The organism is Ruegeria sp. HKCCD3925 (assembly GCF_057221175.1).
In genome coordinates, this window is record NZ_JBWVBI010000003.1 from 304,383 (window position 1) to 324,831 (window position 20,449).

18 protein-coding genes are annotated in these 20,449 nt (G+C 59.7%); 6 read left to right on the top strand and 12 right to left on the bottom strand.

The genetic code is table 11. The features are described 5' to 3' along the window. Window positions 1-41: 41 nt before the first annotated feature. The 4 genes from AC2TEM_RS08970 to AC2TEM_RS08985 all read left to right on the top strand — a co-directional run bounded on the left by AC2TEM_RS08970 (window position 42) and on the right by AC2TEM_RS08985 (window position 5,875). Window positions 42-941 carry a phytanoyl-CoA dioxygenase family protein gene (locus AC2TEM_RS08970; RefSeq protein ID WP_170424247.1) on the top strand — a complete coding sequence of 300 codons (900 nt, stop codon included), beginning with the start codon at window positions 42-44 and terminating at the stop codon, window positions 939-941. A 93-nt stretch (window positions 942-1,034) separates the two neighbouring features. Beyond that, window positions 1,035-4,196 (top strand): valine--tRNA ligase, encoded by a 3,162-nt coding sequence (locus tag AC2TEM_RS08975; protein ID WP_170424249.1) that lies wholly within the window; start codon window positions 1,035-1,037, stop codon window positions 4,194-4,196. A 146-nt stretch (window positions 4,197-4,342) separates the two neighbouring features. Beyond that, window positions 4,343-5,503, top strand: coding sequence for a benzoate/H(+) symporter BenE family transporter (locus tag AC2TEM_RS08980; RefSeq protein ID WP_170424251.1), 1,161 nt, complete (start codon window positions 4,343-4,345; stop codon window positions 5,501-5,503). A 39-nt stretch (window positions 5,504-5,542) separates the two neighbouring features. After that, window positions 5,543-5,875, top strand: coding sequence for a DnaJ family domain-containing protein (locus AC2TEM_RS08985; RefSeq protein WP_170424253.1), 333 nt, complete (start codon window positions 5,543-5,545; stop codon window positions 5,873-5,875). On the opposite strand, the gene AC2TEM_RS08990 is transcribed toward AC2TEM_RS08985, so the two are convergent. Further along, entirely contained in the window at window positions 5,876-6,658 is a 783-nt protein-coding gene (locus AC2TEM_RS08990; protein ID WP_170424255.1) for a crotonase/enoyl-CoA hydratase family protein, read from the bottom strand. A gap of 149 nt (window positions 6,659-6,807) precedes the next feature. Between AC2TEM_RS08990 and AC2TEM_RS08995 the strand changes: the two genes are divergently transcribed. Beyond that, window positions 6,808-7,917: a pyridoxal phosphate-dependent aminotransferase gene (locus AC2TEM_RS08995; protein ID WP_480856144.1), complete on the top strand. Its 1,110-nt coding sequence runs from the start codon at window positions 6,808-6,810 to the stop codon at window positions 7,915-7,917. Window positions 7,918-7,998: 81 nt separating this feature from the next. On the opposite strand, the gene AC2TEM_RS09000 is transcribed toward AC2TEM_RS08995, so the two are convergent. The 6 genes from AC2TEM_RS09000 to AC2TEM_RS09025 all read right to left on the bottom strand — a co-directional run bounded on the left by AC2TEM_RS09000 (window position 7,999) and on the right by AC2TEM_RS09025 (window position 16,824). Further along, window positions 7,999-9,189 carry an aminotransferase class V-fold PLP-dependent enzyme gene (locus AC2TEM_RS09000; RefSeq protein WP_170424258.1) on the bottom strand — a complete coding sequence of 397 codons (1,191 nt, stop codon included), beginning with the start codon at window positions 9,187-9,189 and terminating at the stop codon, window positions 7,999-8,001. A 51-nt stretch (window positions 9,190-9,240) separates the two neighbouring features. After that, complete coding sequence (locus AC2TEM_RS09005; protein WP_170424260.1) at window positions 9,241-9,873, bottom strand: bifunctional 4-hydroxy-2-oxoglutarate aldolase/2-dehydro-3-deoxy-phosphogluconate aldolase; 633 nt, start codon at window positions 9,871-9,873, stop codon at window positions 9,241-9,243. A 4-nt stretch (window positions 9,874-9,877) separates the two neighbouring features. Continuing rightward, window positions 9,878-11,683 (bottom strand): phosphogluconate dehydratase, encoded by a 1,806-nt coding sequence (gene edd, locus AC2TEM_RS09010; protein ID WP_480790605.1) that lies wholly within the window; start codon window positions 11,681-11,683, stop codon window positions 9,878-9,880. A gap of 2 nt (window positions 11,684-11,685) precedes the next feature. Next, window positions 11,686-13,131, bottom strand: coding sequence for a glucose-6-phosphate dehydrogenase (gene zwf / locus AC2TEM_RS09015; RefSeq protein WP_170424262.1), 1,446 nt, complete (start codon window positions 13,129-13,131; stop codon window positions 11,686-11,688). A gap of 165 nt (window positions 13,132-13,296) precedes the next feature. After that, complete coding sequence (gene ptsP, locus AC2TEM_RS09020) at window positions 13,297-15,540, bottom strand: phosphoenolpyruvate--protein phosphotransferase (protein ID WP_170397273.1); 2,244 nt, start codon at window positions 15,538-15,540, stop codon at window positions 13,297-13,299. 45 nt (window positions 15,541-15,585) lie between these two features. Beyond that, window positions 15,586-16,824: an aspartate kinase gene (locus AC2TEM_RS09025; protein ID WP_170397275.1), complete on the bottom strand. Its 1,239-nt coding sequence runs from the start codon at window positions 16,822-16,824 to the stop codon at window positions 15,586-15,588. A 155-nt stretch (window positions 16,825-16,979) separates the two neighbouring features. Between AC2TEM_RS09025 and AC2TEM_RS09030 the strand changes: the two genes are divergently transcribed. Next, a complete protein-coding gene (locus AC2TEM_RS09030) occupies window positions 16,980-17,336 on the top strand; it encodes a hypothetical protein (RefSeq protein ID WP_170397277.1) in 357 nt (118 codons plus the stop codon). Here the strand turns inward: AC2TEM_RS09030 and AC2TEM_RS09035 are convergent. The 5 genes from AC2TEM_RS09035 to AC2TEM_RS09055 form a co-directional block, all read right to left on the bottom strand. After that, window positions 17,330-17,968 carry an SDR family NAD(P)-dependent oxidoreductase gene (locus AC2TEM_RS09035; RefSeq protein WP_170424264.1) on the bottom strand — a complete coding sequence of 213 codons (639 nt, stop codon included), beginning with the start codon at window positions 17,966-17,968 and terminating at the stop codon, window positions 17,330-17,332. The genes AC2TEM_RS09030 and AC2TEM_RS09035 overlap by 7 nt on opposite strands. Window positions 17,969-17,971: 3 nt before the next feature. Next, window positions 17,972-18,427 carry a DUF1178 family protein gene (locus AC2TEM_RS09040; protein WP_170397281.1) on the bottom strand — a complete coding sequence of 152 codons (456 nt, stop codon included), beginning with the start codon at window positions 18,425-18,427 and terminating at the stop codon, window positions 17,972-17,974. A 71-nt stretch (window positions 18,428-18,498) separates the two neighbouring features. Continuing rightward, on the bottom strand, window positions 18,499-18,984 hold the full coding sequence (locus AC2TEM_RS09045) for an NUDIX hydrolase (protein WP_480856145.1): 486 nt from the start codon (window positions 18,982-18,984) through the stop codon (window positions 18,499-18,501). 80 nt (window positions 18,985-19,064) lie between these two features. Continuing rightward, window positions 19,065-19,832, bottom strand: coding sequence for an EcsC family protein (locus AC2TEM_RS09050; protein ID WP_170635459.1), 768 nt, complete (start codon window positions 19,830-19,832; stop codon window positions 19,065-19,067). A 53-nt stretch (window positions 19,833-19,885) separates the two neighbouring features. After that, window positions 19,886-20,380 carry a GNAT family N-acetyltransferase gene (locus tag AC2TEM_RS09055; RefSeq protein WP_170397287.1) on the bottom strand — a complete coding sequence of 165 codons (495 nt, stop codon included), beginning with the start codon at window positions 20,378-20,380 and terminating at the stop codon, window positions 19,886-19,888. Window positions 20,381-20,449: the final 69 nt, after the last annotated feature.

A 20,449-nucleotide genomic window follows, 5' to 3' on the forward strand; every position in this document is an offset into this window, starting at 1 on the left:
GCGCCTAGGCTGAACCTAAATTCAGTCGAGTGGAGGTTTCCATGCCCAAAGAAATCAAGCTGACGGATGGCCGATTGGACAGCCAAAGTGCCGAGGCCTATTGGGATGATGGGTTTATATTTCCGATCCCCGTGTTCTCTGCCGCAGAAGCCGCCGGGTACCGTGCCGAGTTGGAAGATGTCGAGGCCAGCTGGCGCGAGGCTGACCTGCCGCTACCCCTGAACATGTACAAACGCATCAACGCGCATGTGGTGATGCCATTCGCCACTCGCATCGCGTTGGACCCGCGCGTTTTGGACGTTGTCGAAGGTGTTTTGGGCCCAGACCTGCTGTTGTGGTCGGCTGAGCTGTTCATCAAGGAACCGCGCACGACGCAAGTGGTGGGCATGCATCAGGACCTGACATATTGGGGTATGGGTGAAACCTCGGACCAGTTGACCGCCTGGATCGCCCTGTCCCCTGCGACGGTTGAAAGTGGCTGCATGGATTTCGTGAAGGCCAGCCACAAGAACCCGATCCTGCCGCATAATGATACGTTTTCCGACAACAACCTTCTGTCGCGTGGGCAAGAGGTGGCAGTCGATGTCGCGGAGGAAGACAAAACCCATATCGAGTTGCAGCCCGGCCAGATGTCGCTGCACCATGGGCTGACCATTCACGGGTCAGGGCCGAACGTATCTGATGATCGTCGAATTGGCCTTGCTATCCGTTATCTCAACCCCAATGCGCAGCAAAAAGTGGCGGATCGCGACTATGCCATTCTGGCGCGGGGCGAGGACCGGGTGGGGAATTTCATCCATATCCCTGAGCCGACCGAGCTGTTTGCTCCTGAGGCGCTGGACCTGCACGCGCGCATCCGCAGCGATCAGGCCAAGGCGATGGGGCAAGGGGCCAGCGAAAAGCTGGATCTTTATGCGCCCGCCCCATCAAATCCCGGCTGATCATTGCAGGACCGCCGCGCAGGGCCTTCCCCTTCCTGCGTCCATTCGCTATTGCAGGCGCTGACCCGATATTGTTGACGCAGGACGCATCCCATGGCGATGGAAAAGACATTCAACGCGGCCGAGGCCGAGGCCCGCATCTATCAGGCCTGGGAAGCGGCCGGAGCCTTCAAGGCAGGCGCGAACAAATCGCGCGACGAGAGTTTTACCATCATGATCCCGCCACCGAACGTGACGGGTGCGCTGCATGTGGGCCACGCGTTCAACAACACACTGCAGGATATTCTAACCCGCTGGCACCGGATGCGCGGGTTCGACACTCTATGGCAGCCCGGTCAGGACCACGCTGGTATCGCCACGCAGATGCAGGTGGAAAAGATGTTGGCCAACACCCAGCAGCCGGGACGTCGTGAGCTGGGACGTGAGGCGTTTCTGGACAAGGTCTGGGAATGGAAGGGCGAATACGGCGGCACGATCATTGAGCAGCTCAAGCGTTTGGGCTCCAGCTGCGACTGGTCGCGTAATGCTTTCACCATGGCTGGTGCGCCGCGTGACCCGCGCACGGGCCACGAAAATTCTGCGAATTTTCACGACGCGGTGATCAAGGTCTTTGTCGACATGTACGAAAAGGGCCTGATCTATCGCGGCAAGCGGCTGGTCAATTGGGACCCGCATTTCGAGACCGCAATTTCGGACCTTGAGGTCGAGAATATCGAAGTTGCAGGCCACATGTGGCACTTCAAATACCCGCTGGCGGGCGGCGAGACCTATACCTACGTCGAGAAAGATGAGGACGGGAATATCGTGCTGGAGGAAGAGCGCGACTATATCTCGATCGCCACGACTCGCCCCGAAACCATGCTCGGCGACGGCGCAGTTGCGGTTCACCCATCGGATGAGCGCTATGCGCCCATCGTCGGAAAACTCTGCGAAATCCCGGTTGGCCCGAAAGAGCATCGCCGTCAGATCCCGATCATCACCGATGATTACCCTGATCCAGATTTCGGCTCGGGCGCGGTGAAAATCACCGGTGCACATGACTTCAACGACAATATGGTCGCCAAGCGCGGCGGCATTCCAATGTATCGCCTGATGGACACCAAAGGCGCAATGCGCGCCGATGGTGCGCCTTATGCCGAAGAGGCGGACAAGGCGCAGGAATACGCGCGCGGGCGAGAGTTCACCGAGAACGAGATCGACGCGATCAACCTGATCCCTGATCATCTGCGCGGCCTCGACCGGTTCGAAGCACGTGCGAAGGTGGTTGAGGAGATCACTGCAGACGGTCTGGCTGTCATGACTCGCGCCGATGATCCACGTCTGGGTTCGACCGCTTTAAAGCCGGAACACGAAGGCGCGGACAAGCTGGTGCCGCTGGTCGAAAGCAAACCGATCATGCAGCCCTTCGGCGACCGCTCGAAAGTCGTCATCGAGCCGATGTTCACCGACCAATGGTTCGTCGACGCCGCAAAGGTCGTCGGCCCTGCGCTGGACGCGGTCAAGGACGGCACTGTCAAGATCATCCCCGAGTCGGGCGAGAAGACCTATTACCACTGGCTGGAAAACATCGAGCCCTGGTGCATCTCGCGCCAGCTGTGGTGGGGGCATCAGATACCGGTTTGGTATGGCCTCGATCTCTCGGCTGAGAATTTCAAGGACGACGAAAACGACGGCGACCTTGATTTGGTCGAATTGGGTCGTTTGCTGAACGAAGGCGGCATGCTGCATCGTGGCAATGTCATGGAATGCGCGGCAAGCCTTGAGGCAGTTACAGAGAAATTCCTCGACGACAATGCCAATATACCCAGCCCGCTGAGCCACGCGACGGTCATCGAAGTTGCCGATAAGCAGGAAGCGATCCATCAGTTCGCCGAAAGCCTTGCTCAATACGCAGTCGAACAAGACCCGACCAAGCTGGTCTACCCGGTCTGGCGCGACCCCGACGTGCTCGACACATGGTTCTCTTCCGGCCTCTGGCCTATCGGCACGCTGGGCTGGCCCGAAAAGACCGAAGAGTTAGAGCGCTATTTCCCAACCGATGTGTTGATCACCGGCTTTGACATCCTGTTCTTCTGGGTCGCGCGGATGATGATGATGCAACTGGCCGTAGTGAACGAGATCCCGTTCCACACCGTCTATCTGCACCAGCTCGTCCGCGACGAGAAGGGCAAGAAGATGTCCAAAACCACCGGCAACGTGATCGACCCGTTGGAGATCGTGGACGAATTCGGTGCTGACGCGCTGCGCTTTACCAATGCCTCGATGGCGGCTATTGGCGGGGTACTGAAACTGTCGCGCGAGCGCATCACAGGTTACCGTAACTTCGGCACCAAACTGTGGAACGCCGTCCGCTTTGCCGAGATGAATGAGGTCTTCACCGACGCTGTCCCGCAACTGGACGTGGCTGACCTGAAACCCAAAGCCGCCGTGAACCGCTGGATCATCGGTGAAACCGCCCGTGTGCGGGAAGAGGTCGACGCGGCGCTGGAAAGCTATCGTTTCAACGACGCGGCCAACGGGCTTTATGCCTTTGTCTGGGGCAAGGTCTGCGACTGGTACGTGGAACTCTCTAAACCCTTGCTGCAAGGCGATGACGCCGAGGCACAGGCCGAGACCCGCGCCACCATGCGCTGGGTTCTGGATCAGTGCATGGTTCTGCTGCACCCGATCATGCCTTTCATCACCGAAGAGCTGTGGGGCCTGACCGGTAAGCGTGCCAAAATGGTCGTACACGCAGATTGGCCGACCTATGCCGCTGCCGACCTGATCGACGCGGATGCGGATCGAGAAATGAACTGGGTGATCTCGGTGATCGAAAACACCCGCTCGGCCCGCGCACAGATGCGGGTTCCTGCTGGCCTCTACGTGCCGATGCTGGTGACTGAGATTGACGCGCACGGCCAAGCGGCATGGGACCGCAACGAAGCGCTGATCAAACGTCTGGCGCGGATCGACAGCCTGACCAAGGCGGATGAACTGCCCAAGGGCACGATCTCGATTGCCGCCCCCGGTGCCTCCTTTGGCCTGCCACTGGCGGACATCATCGACATTGGTGCGGAAAAGGAACGGCTGGAAAAAGCCAAAGGCAAGTTGGCCAAGGAACTCGGCGGTCTGCGCGGACGCCTGAACAACCCGAAATTCGTGGCATCGGCCCCGGAAGAGGTTGTTGCGGAAGCCAAAGCTAACCTTGCCGCCCGCGAAGAAGAAGAAGCCAAGCTAAACGAAGCTCTCGCCCGTTTGGCTGAAATCGCCTGATCTTTTTCCTGCTGCTGATATATAGAAAATGAACCTCACCACCCAACCGGCGGTGAGGTTTTTCTTTACCCTCAGAGCTTTCCCCTTGTTCACGCCACGCCCCGCTTGTTAGCACTTCGGCGACACAACCTGGCGAGGCACTGACGATGCGATCTTTCCCTCCGATGCAGACAGTCTCAACCGGGTTGGTTGTGGCCATTGTCGGGTTCTTCAGCTCGTTTCCCATCGTATTGCAAGGGTTGGGCGCAATGGGAGCTTCATCGCAGGAAGCCGCCTCGGGTCTGATGAGTGCGGCGATTGCCATGGGGCTTGCAGCCATCGTCCTCAGCCTGCGATACAAAATGCCGATCAGCGTTGCGTGGTCGACTCCGGGGGCCGCTCTGTTAGCCGTCTCGGCCACTCCGGTCGAGGGATTTTCAGGCGCGATTGGTGCGTTCCTGTGCGCCGGAGCATTAACGGTTCTGGCAGGGCTGTGGAAGCCGTTGGGACGATTGGCAGCAGCAATTCCCACAACACTGGCGCAAGCAATGCTGGCAGGCGTGCTCTTGCCACTATGCCTTGTGCCCTTCAAGGCGGCGATCGAGATTCCATGGCAGGCGTTGCCGGTGATCCTGACGTGGTTTGTCGCGGGCCGTTTCAATCGGTTGATCGCGGTTCCGGCAGCTGTGGTCGCGGCGGCTATCATTGTGTCGCTGAACGCAGGAGATGCCCAATTGATGCCGGATCGTTTGATCGCGGCTCCGATCTGGACCATGCCATCATTCTCGGTCGCGTCGGCCATCGGGATCGGCGTACCGCTGTTTATCGTCACGATGGCGACACAGAATATCCCCGGCGTCGCGGTGATGCGCAGCTTTGGCTTTGATCCTGTTCCCGGCCGGTTGTTTTCATCCGTCGGTGGCGCAAGCATGCTTTCGGCCCCTTTCGGGGCGCCTGCAACCTGCCTGGCCGCAATCACCGCAGCGATGTGTTCCAACGAGGAAAGCCACCCCGATCCGGCGCAGCGTTATTGGTCGGCAATCATGGGTGGCGTGTTCTACTGCCTCTTCGGTATCTTTGCCGTGGCGATCACCAGTTTTGCCGCCCATGCCGACCCGCTGCTTATGGGCACTCTGGCAGGTGTGGCCCTGATCGGGGTCCTAGCCAATGCCATGCATGCCGCGCTGGACGTCCCTGTCGAGCGCGAAGCGGCTATTTTGACACTGGCCATTACGGCCTCTGGAATAACGGTTTTTGGGTTGGGCGCGGCAGTCTGGGGGCTGTTGGCTGGGGGTATCGCATATCTGGCAACAAACCGAGTGCGCTGAGCCCTTTCATCAGAACCCCTCTGGCGGTAAAATAAGCGCATGTTCGGATCGCTTGGAAAACTGATTGAACGCCAGATCAAAAAGGCGCAGGCCGAAGGCCAACTGCAGGGTCTTGAAGGCGAAGGTGCCCCGTTACCCGACCGCTCGGGCGAGGCACAAGGCGATCCCGCCATTGCTGCGGGTCATCGGATCATGGCGCAGGCCGGAGTGCTACCCGAGGAGTTCGACATCAAGAAACAGCTCGACGCCGCCCGCAAGGAGTTTGCAGCGCTGCCTGACAATCAGGACCGCAGGGCCGCAATGAAAAAGATTGCTGATCTTGAGATGCGATACAACATGGCCCGTGATGCACGGCGCGCATTCATGCGGTGATCATTTGAACTCGGGCTTTCGGCCCTGCATCTGTGCCATGACAACTTCCATTTGATCCGACTTACCGATCAGGTCGACCTGTTCGGTAGACTCGGCCAACAGCACATCAGCACGGTCACGGGTTTCGGCCACATCAATCAACCGTTTGGCGGCGCGGATGGCGGACGGGCTTTTACCCGCGATGTCCTCGGCCAGCGCCAGCGCTTCGGTCAGGGGATCATCCGACAGTTTGGTAACAAGCCCCCAATCTGCCGCCTGTGGCGCTCCGATAGGGCGGGCGGTATAGGTCAGCAGGCGCAGCACGTCCGAGCGCACGAGCTCTGGCAGCAGAACCATGCCGCCCATGTCGGGGATAATGCCCCATTTCATCTCCATCACTGCCAGCTTGGCTTCGGGATGCACGATGCGGATGTCGGCACCCAGCGCGATCTGTAGCCCACCGCCATAGGCGACGCCTTGAATAGCGCAGATCACCGGCACTGGGACGCGCCGCCAGATCAAGGCAAGTTCCTGCATTTCGTTGGCATCTTCGTGGCTGCGGGTCATCAGCCATTCGGTTGGGTCTGTGTGTGCCATGCTGGCAAAGCTGGCCATATCGAGCCCTGCGCAAAAGCTCTTGCCCTCTCCCGATAGCACCACGGCGCGGATATCGGCTGCGGCGACTTCTTGGCCGGCCGAAAGGATCGCCTTGATCATCGCATCGTCCAGCGCGTTCATCTTGTCGCCGCGAGTCAGCGTGACATGGGCGATGTGGTCTTTGTATTCGACGGATACGCGGGACATGGGACCTCCGGGGCGTGATTTGCTGTATAAACATGCCAGCAAGACGCCAGCAGCGCCACAGCGACGTCAGGGCAAACCGCGCATCCGAAGCCTCCTTTGAACTTCTGGCAAGGCTTGCCCCGCCTGATCGGTTGCGCTTATCTGCGGCCATGACTGGTCCTCGTTATACCCCGCTTGCCCTCACGCTGCCCGCGACCGTGCCTTTTGTCGGCCCCGAAACGCAGGAGCGCCAACGTGGCGCGCCCTTCGTGGCCCGGATCGGTGCGAATGAAAGCGTGTTTGGCCCGTCCCCGCGCGCCATCGATGCAATGCAACGGGCCGCGGGCGAGATATGGATGTATGGCGATCCCGAGAATTACGAACTACGCCATGCGCTGGCGGTACATCATGGGGTCGCGCCTGAAAACATCGTGGTTGGCGAAGGCATTGACGGGTTGCTGGGCTATCTGGTGCGCCTGCTGGTTGGTCACGGCGATGCAGTTGTGACTTCGGATGGAGCTTATCCGACTTTCAATTACCACGTGGCCGGGTTTGGTGGGGTATTGCACAAGGTCCCCTACCGCGACGATCACGAGGACCCGACGGCACTGTTCGCCAAAGCGGCGGAGGTAGACGCCAAGTTGGTCTATCTGGCCAACCCGGACAACCCGATGGGAACATGGCATTCAGGTGAGGATATCGTGTCCGCTCTGGAGGCTTTGCCAGAGGGCTGTTTGGTGGTTCTTGACGAGGCATATGTCGAATGCGCGCCCGAGGGGACCGCTGCACCTGTCGCTGCTGATGATTCACGTGTGATCCGGATGCGAACGTTTTCCAAGGTTTATGGCATGGCCGGGGCGCGGGTAGGCTACGCTATCGGCTCGTCCGAGTTGATTGCGAGCTTCAACAAAGTGCGCAACCATTTCGGCATGAACCGAGCCGCGCAGGCAGGGGCATTGGCCGCGCTAAAAGATGAAGATTGGCTGACGTATGTGCAGCAAAGGATTGCCGGGTCCCGGAACCGCATCGAAGAGATTTCACGGTCGAATGGTCTGGTGCCTTTGCCGTCTGCGACAAACTTTGTGGCGATTGATTTTGGGCGCGATGGGGTGTTTGCCAAGGCCGTGTTGGACACGCTCGTTGAACAAGGCGTGTTCGTGCGGATGCCATTTGCCGCGCCCCAGAACCGGTGCATTCGGGTCAGCTGCGGAGGTGAGGCGGAAATGGCGGCGTTTGAAGCTGCTCTGCCCACGGCCTTGGCAAAAGCCCGAGCCTCGTAAAGGGGGCTGTCTGCCCCCTATCGCGCACATGCGCGATTTCCCCCGAAGGTATTTCGGGCCAGATGAAGAGGCGGATCGGGCTTATCCGGCCAGCGTCGCGGCGGCGGCTTCGAGCGCACCCTGACCACGGGGGATATCGAGCGCAGCCATAGCGGTTTCGACGCCACCCAGCATGGCCATGACCATTTGAGCGTTTACGTGCCCCATGTGGCCAAGGCGGAAGCAGCCGTCCCAATCCTCCATTCCCAGACCGATGCCCAGCGTCAGACCCAGTTGGGTTTCGGTATAGCTGCGCAGCGGCGTGCCGCGCCCCTCGGTCAGGCGGAGGGCAGTGACCGCGTGGCTGCGATGGGCCGGGTCGCTGACGTTGAAATGCAGCGCGCCACTTTGCGCCCAGATTTCACAGGCGGCCCAGATGGCCGTTGCCAGGTGTTCGTGGCGGGCCCAGACCTGTTCGATCCCTTCGCCATGGATCAGGTCAAGCGCGGCGCGCAGGCCATACAGGTGGTGGGTTGGCGCGGTGCCGTTGAAATACTGATAGAACAGATCGGGATTGGCGCGCGGCTGCCAGTCCCAATAATGCGAGACGCGGGGCATTGTGGCGCGCTTGGCTTGCGCCTTGTCGTTGAAGAAGACAAAGCCGGTGCCCGCCGGGGTCATCAGCCCTTTCTGGCAAGCCGTGACAGTGACGTCGACACCCCAGGCATCCATCTCGAACCGGTCGCAGCCCATCGACGCGATGCAGTCAGCCATCAGCAAGGCTGGGTGGTCAAGGTCGTCGAGCAACGCTCGCAGGGCCGGGATATCGTTGCGGATCGATGTGGACGTATCGACGTGGACTGCAAGGACCGCTTTGATCTTGTGGCTGGTATCGTTACGCAGGGCCTCGGCGATGCGGTCAAGATCCCAGGGCGAGGACATGCCGAAATCGATCAGGTCAACCTTGGCGCCGATTCCTTCGGCCATCTCGGCCCAACCGTGGGTGAAGCGGCCAGAGGCCGGGGCAAGCACGGTTTCACCGGGTGCAATGACGTTGGAAAGCGCAGCCTCCCATGTACCGTGACCATTAGCGATATAGATGGCGACGTTGTGCTGAGTTCCGGCAACGCGTTTCAGATCTCGGGTGAGCGCGGGCATCATCTCGATCAATTCACCGTCATAGATATTGGGCGACGGACGGTGCATCGCTTGCAGCACCGTATCGGGCATGACCGAAGGGCCGGGGATGGCCAGATACTCGCGCCCATGCGCGAGGGAGGTTTGGTTTGTCATGAGGGCAACCTGTTTGAATTGAGGCCTACCCTAGCGTCTTGCCCTGCGACGTCAATCCAGCAGACTGGCGGCCTCGCGGGCAAGTGTTTCGATCCCGGACCAATCACCGTTTTGAACCATCTGCTTGGGCGCGACCCAGCTGCCGCCGGCGCAGACAACATTCGACAGCGACAGGTAATCGAGGGCATTTGACGGCGATACGCCACCAGTTGGGCAGAAGGTGATCTGCGGTAGCGGTGCGCCGATGGCTTTTAGGGCGGGAGTCCCTCCTGAGGCCTCGGCGGGGAAGAATTTCAGCATGTCATAGCCCTTTTCCAGCAGAGCCATGGCTTCGCTTGCAGTAGCCGCACCGGGGAGAAGGGGCAGACCTTCGGCTTCGCAGGCGGCGATCAGGGCATCGGTCGCACCGGGCGAGACGCCGAACTGAGCGCCAGCCTCTTTGGCAGCGCGGACATCTTCGGGCGTGACCAGTGTACCCGCCCCGACAACACCGCCGGGGACGTTGGCCATGGCGCGGATCGCGTCGAGCGCGGCGGGAGTGCGCAAGGTGACTTCAAGCGCCGGGAGGCCACCGGCGACCAAAGCTTCGGCCAACGGGCGCGCATGGGCCGCGTCGTCTACGACCAGGACTGGAACAATCGGGGCCAGCGCGCAGATCTCGCGGGTGCGTTGGGTTTTGGACATTGGGTTACACTCCGAAAATGCTGGCGCCGGTGTCGGCTGAGCCGACATTCTGACGGAAGGCGCCGAAGAGGTCACGGCCAACGCCGTGTTGGTTTGCCGTAAGGTCGGCGGTGGCCGGATTGCGGTCGAGAACACCAGGGGTCAGGATTTCCAACTCGCCCTTGACCGCATCAACGCGCATCTGGTCGCCGTCTTGCAGATAGGCGATCGGTCCACCATCCAGCGCCTCGGGGCAGACATGGATGGCGGCGGGCACTTTGCCGGATGCGCCCGACATACGGCCATCGGTGACCAGAGCCGCCTTCTGCCCCCTGCCCTGCAGGATCGACAGGATCGGCGTCAGCGAATGAAGTTCAGGCATACCGTTGGCTTTTGGCCCTTGGAAGCGAACAACAACGATGACGTCATCGGTGAATTCTCCGGCTTTGAAAGCGGCTTTTACGGCGTTCTGGTCGTGGAATACACGCACGGGCGCTTCGACCACTTGGTGTTCAGGTGCTACAGCCGACACCTTCATGACCCCTGTGCCCAGATTGCCTGTCAAGCGAGAGAGCCCGCCCGTGGGTTGGAACGGGTTTTTGGCCGGGCGAACGATCTTTTCGTTCAGACTGTGGCCCGCGCCCTCTTCCCAGACCAACTCGCCGTCTTTCAGCTTGGGTTCTTTGGTGTAGTTGTGCAGGCCCTGCCCCGCGACAGTCAGCGTATCGGGGTGCAGCAAGCCATCTTCCAGCAGCGTACCGATGGCAAAGCCCAGGCCACCCGCAGCGTGGAAGTGGTTCACGTCTGCCAGACCGTTGGGATAGACGCGCGCGACCAAAGGCACGACAGCGGAGATGTCGGAAAAATCCTCCCAGTCCAGCACGATACCACCGGCACGCGCCATGGCGATCAGGTGGATCAGTAGGTTGGTGGAACCGCCGGTGGCCATCAGGCCGACGATGCCATTGACGAAAGCGCGCTCATCAAGGATCTGGCAGACCGGTGTGTAGTGATTGCCTAGTGCACTAAGGGAAAGGGCGCGGCGCGCACCTTCTTCGGTCAGCGCATCGCGCAGGGGCGTGTTGGGATTGACGAAGCTGGAGCCCGGCAGGTGCAAGCCCATGAACTCCATCAGCATCTGATTGGTGTTGGCGGTGCCATAAAAGGTGCAGGTGCCGGGGCCGTGATATGCGGCCATTTCGGCCTTCATCAGCTCTTCGCGGCCCACCTCTCCGGCGGCGAATTTCTGGCGGACCTTGGCCTTTTCGTCATTCGGCAGGCCACTGGTCATCGGACCTGCAGGCAGGAAGACGGCAGGAAGATGCCCAAAGGCTTGCGCGCCGATGATCAGGCCGGGCACGATCTTGTCACAGACGCCCAGGAAAACGGCGGCGTCATAAGTGTTGTGGCTTAGCGCCACTCCGGTCGCCAGCGCGATCACATCGCGCGAGAACAGCGAGAGTTCCATCCCCGCCTCGCCTTGGGTGACGCCGTCGCACATGGCTGGCACGCCGCCTGCAACCTGCGCTGTGCCGCCTGCTGCGCGGATCGCATCGCGGATCAGGGCCGGGTAGCGTTCGAAAGGCTGATGGGCCGAGAGCATATCGTTATAGGCGGTGACGATCCCCAGATTGCCAGCCGTGCCGGTGGCCATGGAGTCCTGATCTTCGCCCGCCCCGGCATAGGCGTGGGCCTGCCCGCTGCAGGACAGGTGCGCACGCGCAGGGCCCTTGGATTTGGCCTGCTCCATTCGTTCAAGATGCGGGCCACGCAGATCGGCGCTACGGTCGATGATGCGTTTGGTGACGTCGGATATAACTGTGTTGACCATGATTACCCTCCGATCTGACGCCAGCGGCGCCCATCGCGATGCATCAGCATCAATGCTTCTTCGGGCCCCGAACTGCCCTGATCGTATTTCGCGGGCTTATCACCACGCTCTTCCCAGCCGTGAATGATGGGATCGACCCAGGCCCATGCGGCCTCGGCCTCATCGCCACGCATGAACAAAGTCTGGTCGCCGCGGATGACATCCATGATCAGGCGTTCATAGGCATCCGGGGATTGGCCGTCGTCGCCCAGCGCATCAGCGAAACTCATGTCGAGTGCAACGTCGGACAGGCGGAACCCGCCCTGCCCCGGTTCCTTGATGGTGGTGCGGAGCGTGATGCCTTCGTCCGGTTGCAGGCGGATCACCAGCACGTTGCCATGCAATGGGCCGACATTCGGAAAAATCGTATGCGGCGGGTCGCGGAAGAACACTGCAATCTCGGATTCACGTGCGCGCAGGCGCTTGCCGGTCCGCAGATAAAACGGGACACCGGCCCAGCGCCAGTTGCCGATATGCGCCTTCAGCGCAATGAAGCTTTCGGTACGGCTGGCGGGGTTGCCGACGTGATCCAGATAGCCATCGCCCCCTTTTTCGGTGCGGTACTGACCACGAGCGATATCCTTGGGTTCCACCGGCTCCAGCGCTTCGATCACTTTGACTTTCTCATCGCGCACCGCGTTGGGTGAGAATTTCGAAGGCGGTTCCATCGCTGTCAGGCACAGCAATTGAACCAGATGGTTCTGGATCATGTCCCGCATCGCGCCGGACTGATCATAATAAGCACCGCGCCCTTCGACGCCCACGGTTTCGGCCACGGTGATCTGGACGTTATCAACATGAGTGGCGTTCCAGAGCGGTTCGAAAAGCGAATTGGCAAAGCGCAGCGCCATCAGGTTCTGCACGGTTTCCTTGCCCAGATAATGATCGATCCGGTAAATCTGATGTTCTTCAAAACAGGCCCGCAGCCCTTCGTTCAACGCTTTGGCTGATGCCAGATCGTGACCAAAGGGTTTCTCGACCACGATACGACTGTCAGGTGTGGACAGGCCGTGCTCGTTCAGACGTTGGGCGATGCCTGAGAAAAGGCTTGGGCCTACTGACAGATAGAAGGCGCGTACCACATCCGGTCGCAGCGTTTTCGCTAGGTCAGACCAACCCGCATCGCCAAGCGCATCTACCGGAACATACTCGACGCGGGTCAGAAAGCGATCAAGCGTATCCTTTTTGAAACCCGGCGCAAACTCTTGCATCGACGCACGCAGCTGTTCACGGAACCCGTCGCTGTCCATGTCGGATCGGGCGGTTCCAATGATGCGCGCATCCTCAGGCATCTGGCCAACTTCGAAGCGATGATAGAGGCCCGGCAGGATTTTACGCTGCGCCAGATCGCCCGTCGCGCCGAACAACACAAGGTCGAACGGATCTACCGGAATTACGCGTGAGACCATTGCAAGGCTCCTTTCGAATTCCCCGCCAGCATAAGCGAGGTTTCAGCCCGGGATTAAAACGCATGTGCGTCATTAGCTATGTTATCGCTAACATTCATCGGCTGAATAGAAAACCTGAGCGCAAAAATCAAGCGCGGATTTGCAGCGGGCATCGCGGAAGATCAGTCAGGACTGCGTCCGCAGCCAGTCCATCACCGCCGGACGCACGGATTGTTCTCCACGATGGCGGGCGTCGGCGATAATTTTACGCACATCCTGAAGGTTCGACCGCAACAACAGGCTTTTGACCGGCCCGATTGAGGCCGGGCGCATCGAAAGGGTACGGATGCCCATGGCCGCGAGACACAGCGCCTCGACCGGGCGACCGGCATCTTCGCCACAGAAGCTGAGCGGTGTGTCCGAGATCGAGCATCTCTCAACGATACGTTCAATGAAACTCAGAAAGCTGACATTCAGCGTATCGTAGCGACGGCGAACCAGTTCATTTTCGCGGTCGGCGGCGAAGAAAAACTGTTTCAGGTCGTTCCCGCCGATCGAGATAAAGCCGACTTCGTCAAAGAACTTCTGCGGCGCAAAGGCAAGTGAAGGCGTTTCCAGCATCGCCCCCACTTCGAGCGATTCAGGCAGAACATGGCCCAGACGCCGTTCACGCTCGATCGTTTTCTTGACCTCCCAGCGCGCCTCACGGAATTCGTCAGCCTGCGCGACAAACGGGAACATGATCGTCAGGGGGCGGCCATCGGCGGCCCGGATCAGCGCCTGCAACTGCATCCGCATTACGCCGCGCTTGTCCAGACCCACCCGGATCGCCCGCCAGCCCAGCGCAGGGTTCGGTTCTTCCACATGCTTCATATAGGGCAGAACTTTGTCTGACCCGATATCGAGTGTACGGAACACCACACGCTTTTCGCCCGCAGCATCCAGAACCCGTTTGTATTGCGTTACCAGCTCGGATCGCTTGGGCATCTGATTGCGGATCAGAAACTGCAGTTCGGTGCGGAACAGGCCCACTCCCTCGGCACCAGAATTGCTAAGTGAGGGCAGATCGGCCATCAGGCCCGCGTTCATCACCATGTTGATTCGCGCACCATCCTGCGTGACGGTGGGCGTTTCACGGATCGAGGCGTAGCGTTCCTGCGCCTTGGCTTCCATCGCGATTTTATCACGGAAAGCACTAACGACGGTGTCCTCGGGGCGCAGATGTACGACACCGCTATCCCCATCCACCAATATGTGATCGCCATTCAGGGCTTCGGTAGTGATGCGGCCTACATGCACCACCAGTGGGATCGCCAACGCGCGCGCCACGATAGTGGCATGGCTTCCGACCGAGCCTTCTTCCAATACGATCCCTTTGAGAGAACGGCCATATTCCAGCAGATCACCGGGGCCGATATTTCGCGCAATTAGGATCGGATCGGGCGGCAGGTCAGCCCCGTTGCCGTTGCCCTGTCCAGTCAAAATTCGCAGCAACCGATTGCTGAGGTCGTCCAGATCGGCCAACCGTTCACGTAAATACGGATCGGTGACCTGCCCCATGCGGGCCCGCGCCTGAGATTGTTCTTTCTCGACCGCCGCCTCTGCGCTGAGACCAAGAGCGATGTCCTCCTCCATCCGGCGCATCCAACCCTTGGAGTTGGCGAACATCCGGTAGGCTTCCAGAACCTGCAACTGCTCTTTGTCGCCGCCCTGAGAAATCTCAAGCATCTTGTCGACGCCGACGCGTAGCTCTTCAACTGCCTCGGTCAGCCGCTCACGCTCACGATGCGGGTCTTCGGCAATGGGATTGGTGACAACAACACGAGGTTCATGCAGCCAGACATGGCCTTCAGCAGATCCCTCCTGCGCCGGGCCACCGGTAAGTTGCACCGATTGCTGGTGCAGCGGTGACAAGGCCGCGCCTTCGCCGACGAACGCGCCCAGTTCGGCCATTTCGGCCAGAACCATCGCGACAACCTCCAGCGCATAAACCTCATCCGCCGAAAACTCGCGCGCGTCCCGGGACTGAACCACCAGCACGCCCAGTTTCTGACCCAGACGCTGTACCGGCACACCAAGAAAGGACGAATACCGTTCCTCGCCGGTTTCCGGCATGTACCGAAAGCCCTTGGCCGAGGGCGCGTCCGCCGTATTCACCACCTTGCCAGATTTGGCGACGCGACCGACCAGCCCTTCGCCCATACGCATCCGCGTCTTGTGCACCGCTTCTGGGGACAGACCTTCGGTGGCGCACAGTTCAAGCGTATCCTCATCCCGAAACAGGTAGATCGAGCAAACTTCGCGACCGGTACTGTCGGCGATCAGGTGCGTGATCCGGTCAAGACGTTCCTGACCGGCGGCTTCACTCGCCATTTCTTCGCGCAGCCGTCCCAGCAACTTGCGAGATTCTGTTTCCGTGCCTTCCGCCATGGCCCACCCACGTTACGGTTTCAGACAGGACACTTGGCTGAAAGCTCAGGCCGCCTTGTCCAGTTCAAAGGCATCATGCAGTGCCTGAACCGCAAGTTCCATGTATTTCCTGTCGATCAGGACGGAAATTTTGATCTCGGAGGTTGTAATGACCTTGATGTTAATCCCCTCATCCGAGAGAATCTTGAACATCTTGGCCGCAACACCGGATTGCGAACGCATGCCGATCCCGACAACTGAGACCTTGCAAACATCCTCATCCGCAACGAGTTCGGCGTAGTTCAGCTCACCCTGATCCTTGATCGCCAGCAATGCCTTTTCGGCGCGGGAGACCTGATTGGTCGGACAGGAGAAGGTCATGTCGGTGCGCCCTTCGTCCGAGATATTCTGGACGATCATGTCCACGTTCACGCCCTCGTCGCTGAGCGCAGTAAAGATGATCGAGGCGATGCCGGGGCGGTCCGCCACGGAAACGACGGTCATCTTGGCTTCGTCGCGGGAATAGGCCACACCGGCCACAACATTGGATTCCATGATATCCTCCTCGTCGCAGACCAGTGTACCGGCCTCGTCGGATTGTTCCTCAAAGCTTGAAAGAACGCGCAGTTTCACCTTGTAGCGCATCGCCAGCTCGACCGAGCGGGTTTGAAGCACTTTGGCCCCCAGCGAGGCCAGTTCGAGCATTTCCTCGAACGAGATTTTGTCCAGCTTGCGCGCTTTTTCACAGATGCGCGGGTCGGTCGTATAGACACCGTCCACATCCGTATAGATGTCGCAGCGCTCGGCTTCGAAAGCGGCAGCAAAAGCCACGGCGGTGGTGTCCGAACCGCCCCGACCCAGCGTGGTGATGCGACCTTCGGGGCTGATGCCCTGGAAGCCCGCGACCACCGCAACGCGCATCCCTTCGCCGAATTTCTGGTTGATATTCTCGGGCGGGATTTCTTCGATCCGGGCCGCTGAATGGGCACCGTTGGTGATCAGCGGCACCTGCCAACCCTGCCAGCTGCGCGCCGGGATGTCCATTTCCTGCAGGGTCAGCGCCATCAGGCCAGCTGTAACGTTTTCACCAGAGGAGACAACGGCATCATATTCGCGCGCGTCATAGAGCGGAGAGATTTCATCGACCCAGCCCACCAGCTCGTTGGTCTTGCCGGACATCGCCGAAACGATGACGATGACGTCATAGCCTTTGGCTACCTCGACACCAACCCGTTTGGCAGCACGGCGGATCCGGTCCAGATTGGCGACCGATGTGCCGCCGAATTTCATCACGAGTACGGGCATGGGGGCTAGTGTCTCCGCGCCTTGAATTTCTGATCCCGTGCCTCTTATGCGAGGGGGGGCGCAAGGGCAAGTGGGCAAAGTCTGCACCGCAGTGCTTTACTTTGGTCGTGCGTGGTGTAAGCGTTCGGTCAAAGTCTTATTCCACGAGGATTTCAATGTTCCGCTTTGCCCTTGCCCTAAGCCTGGTTTCGACTGCCGCAAATGCCCAAGTGGCCACCCTATCGGGAACGGATGGCGAGAACTCATTAGGCACCGTTCCATGCGCTGCATTGGCAGGTGATACACTGGCCAGTTGTCCGGCCGAATTGCGGAAGCGCGAAGATGGAACGGCGACGTTGGCGGTTCAGTTGAACACTGGCGAGGTCCGGCGGATTTACTTCACCAAAGGCGTGCCGGATTCCAGCAGTTCGACATCGAAACTGACCTATGAGACACGCGGTGATATCATGGTGATCTTCATTGATCCCGGTGAAGTCTACGAAATCCCCAAGGCGGCCCTGAATTCTCAGTAAGGGTGCGCCCGACCATCCCAGGTTTCAAAACAACCGGTAGTATCGAGCGAGAGAGCCGCAAATCGCTCGATCAAGCCGTTTGCCGCCTGATCGACCGTGATCTCTGCTGCAGATCCGCCCATGTCCGTCTGCACCCAGCCCGGATGGTAGATTCCCACCGCAATGCCATCCGCCTGTAGGTCAGTCGCTAGGTTGCGGCCCAAATTCAGCGCCGCCGCCTTTGACGCACGGTAGATATAGCTGCCACCCGGCGCGCGCGTATGTGACGCCATCTGAGACGAAACGATGGCGATCCGGCCCCGCGCGGTACACAGGTTCGGCAACAAGGACTGGATGGTAAGAAACACGCCTGTCACGTTGGCGGCGAAGCTTTGCGCCCACATCTCGGCGGGATAGCCACTAATGTCGTGTCCTTTGTCCAGATAAACGCCCGCATTGCAGATCAGCAGGTCAATCTGGCGGCCTCGCAGTTGCTCGGCCATTGCAGCGTGCTGTTCTGGGTCCGTGACATCCAGCACGATATCTGCGCTACCGTCCCGGGCAGTTCCGGTCACTTCATGACCTTCTGCACGATACTGATCCGCAATGGATTTCCCGATCCCTCGGTTCGTGCCCGTAATAACGATGTGCATGGGTCAGTTGGTCTTGCGGCTAGGAACAAACGGCAACGGTGCGACCGGCACGCCGTCTTCAATCAGCGATTGCGCCTCTTCGGGCTTGGCCTCACCATAGATCGCGCGCTCGGGCGCATCCCCCAGATGGATTTTGCGGGCTTCTTTGGCGAAATCCTTGCCCACATAGTCCGAGTTTTCCTCGACCTTTCGACGCAGTTCGCTGAGGACCTCAGCGATCTCGGGCGAAGGTGTTGCCATGCTGATCTCATCCGCAGAAGGCTGCGCTGGTGCAACCTCGGTCACCGCCTTGCGCGCAGGCCGGACACGCGGTGTCATCACCGCCTTTTCCACCTTGTCGCAGCCGCATACCGCGCAGGTTACCAACCCGGCCGCTGACAGTTTGTCAAAGGCGGCTGCGGATTGAAACCAACTGTCAAAGCTGTGGTCATTGCTGCATTTCAATGCGTATTGAATCATATCACATCCAAAATCCGGTTGGCGAATAGATACCGACCAACATGGCAATATCAAGTCTTGATCTTGGCCCGCTATTGCCGATGCAACCCGAATCCACCCAAAAGCGCAGCAAGATCGGGCGACGACACCTTCAACGATGCCTTTTTGGGCGAAACCCATTTGCGCCTGCGCTCACCCGCTTCGGGAAACTGCGCCTCCAATCGCTGCACATGCAGCGGAAACACATCAACCAGACACAGCGCCGATGGCTTGCCAGGCCGGTTCTTGATATAGGCAAACCGACCAAGACTTTCGCTTCCGCACTGCCCCAAAACACCAGCCTCTTCCCAGGCCTCGCGGGCGGCTGTTTCAGAAGGGGTCAGCCCGTTGATCAACCAACCCTTGGGAATGATCCAGCGCCGCGCCCTGCGCGTTGTGATCAACAAAATCTCTGGCAGGTCATCATTGGTACGATAGCAAAGCGCAGCGGATTGAGCATAAACAGGCAGCGCCCCGGAAAGGGAGAGGTTTTCTGCCGAAAGCCCGGCAATCGCACCATTGCTGCGCCCGTCAAACACGGTTCATATCCACTGCTCGCTCCGCTTATGTTGCGGTTTATAAAGTGATATTTATCATATCCGGCAGAGTCTGCCAAGCTTTACGGGAAAGCGCCCTTGTTCAGAGCCATCCGCCCCGACAAACGCCGCACCAGCTCGTCATGAGGGATGTCGGCATCAATCGCCAATCGACGCAGCCCAAAATGCACATGCGCGATCTGCTGGTAATAGCGGGTGTAGACAAAGTTTGTACCGCCCCCGGCAAGCGCCCCAAGCAGCGGCACAGACTGCGCAGCCAGCTTCTGGCCCAGCACGACGGACAAACGCGGCGCCACCATCGCAATGAGGCGCTGCATAGTTGGCCCGGTCAGGGTCAGACGCATGGAGAAAAAGCCCAGATCAGCCCCGTCATCCTCGGCCAAAGGACCGGCGGCTGACAACACACGGATCGAGTCAAATTTCACATTCTCGGCGGTCGGATCAAACCCTTCCCGCATCGCTGCGCCTTGGATCGCGCGCAGCATCATGGCGGTTGTCGCGGGCAGCTCGACAAGTGCTGTGGACACTCCACCCAGACCTCCGGCTGCGCCCATGGCAGTAGTCAAGGCTGTGTTGACCCATGGTTTCTGGTCCGGCACGGCACGCCGAGAGCCTTCGGCCGCATGCATGGCAAGCCAAAGCGCCTGTTCGGTTGCTTCGGTCAGACCTTCTCGCACCGGCTTAGGTAACTGATCCAATAAGGATTCCGCCGATCCACCAAGCTTGTTCAGCAGATTCACTCCTGCGCCACCTGCCGCACCGTACAGCTGCGCAAGCCGATCAAGCTCGGCCTCGGGATCGAGTTTTTCGACAAGAACCACGTCCTGCATCTGTGCCCTCCTGTCCTGAAAACATCGGGACTTTGCAGCGGGTTTTCAATGGGTCAACGGGTCCAGCGACTAACAAGCCCCTGAATTTCGGACCAAACTCCGGGGGTCAGTTCCAAACCCAGTATGCGATCAGGGTTGGTGGGCGGGGGCATTTCGACACCCGTCAGCGGGGTGAACCCGAACCGGGCATAATAGGGCGCATCGCCCACAAGCATGACGCGATCCCACCCTTTGGCGCGTCCGGCCTCTACCCCCTGATGGATCAAATATCCGCCCAACCCTTCGCCTTGATGGGTCGGGTGGACCGCCACTGGACCTAGCAGCAGCGCGTCATGTTCACCCACATGTACGGGCCAAAACCGGATTGCACCAGCCAGAATGCCCTGCCCATCGCGCGCGACCTGCGACAGGCCAGCGACAGGCGGCACGTCATCACGCAGACGATAAGACGACAACGCCTCGCGCCCCGGAGCAAAGCACAGGTCATAGAGCGCTTCGACCTCCCACCAGTCTTCCGGCTCTTCCGGCCTGATCTTGAATTGCTGCACGCGCGCCCTCTTATCCTTGCTGGAAATCGCCCTAGCACTTCGATAGGCCTTGGGCAAACGCTTGGAGTC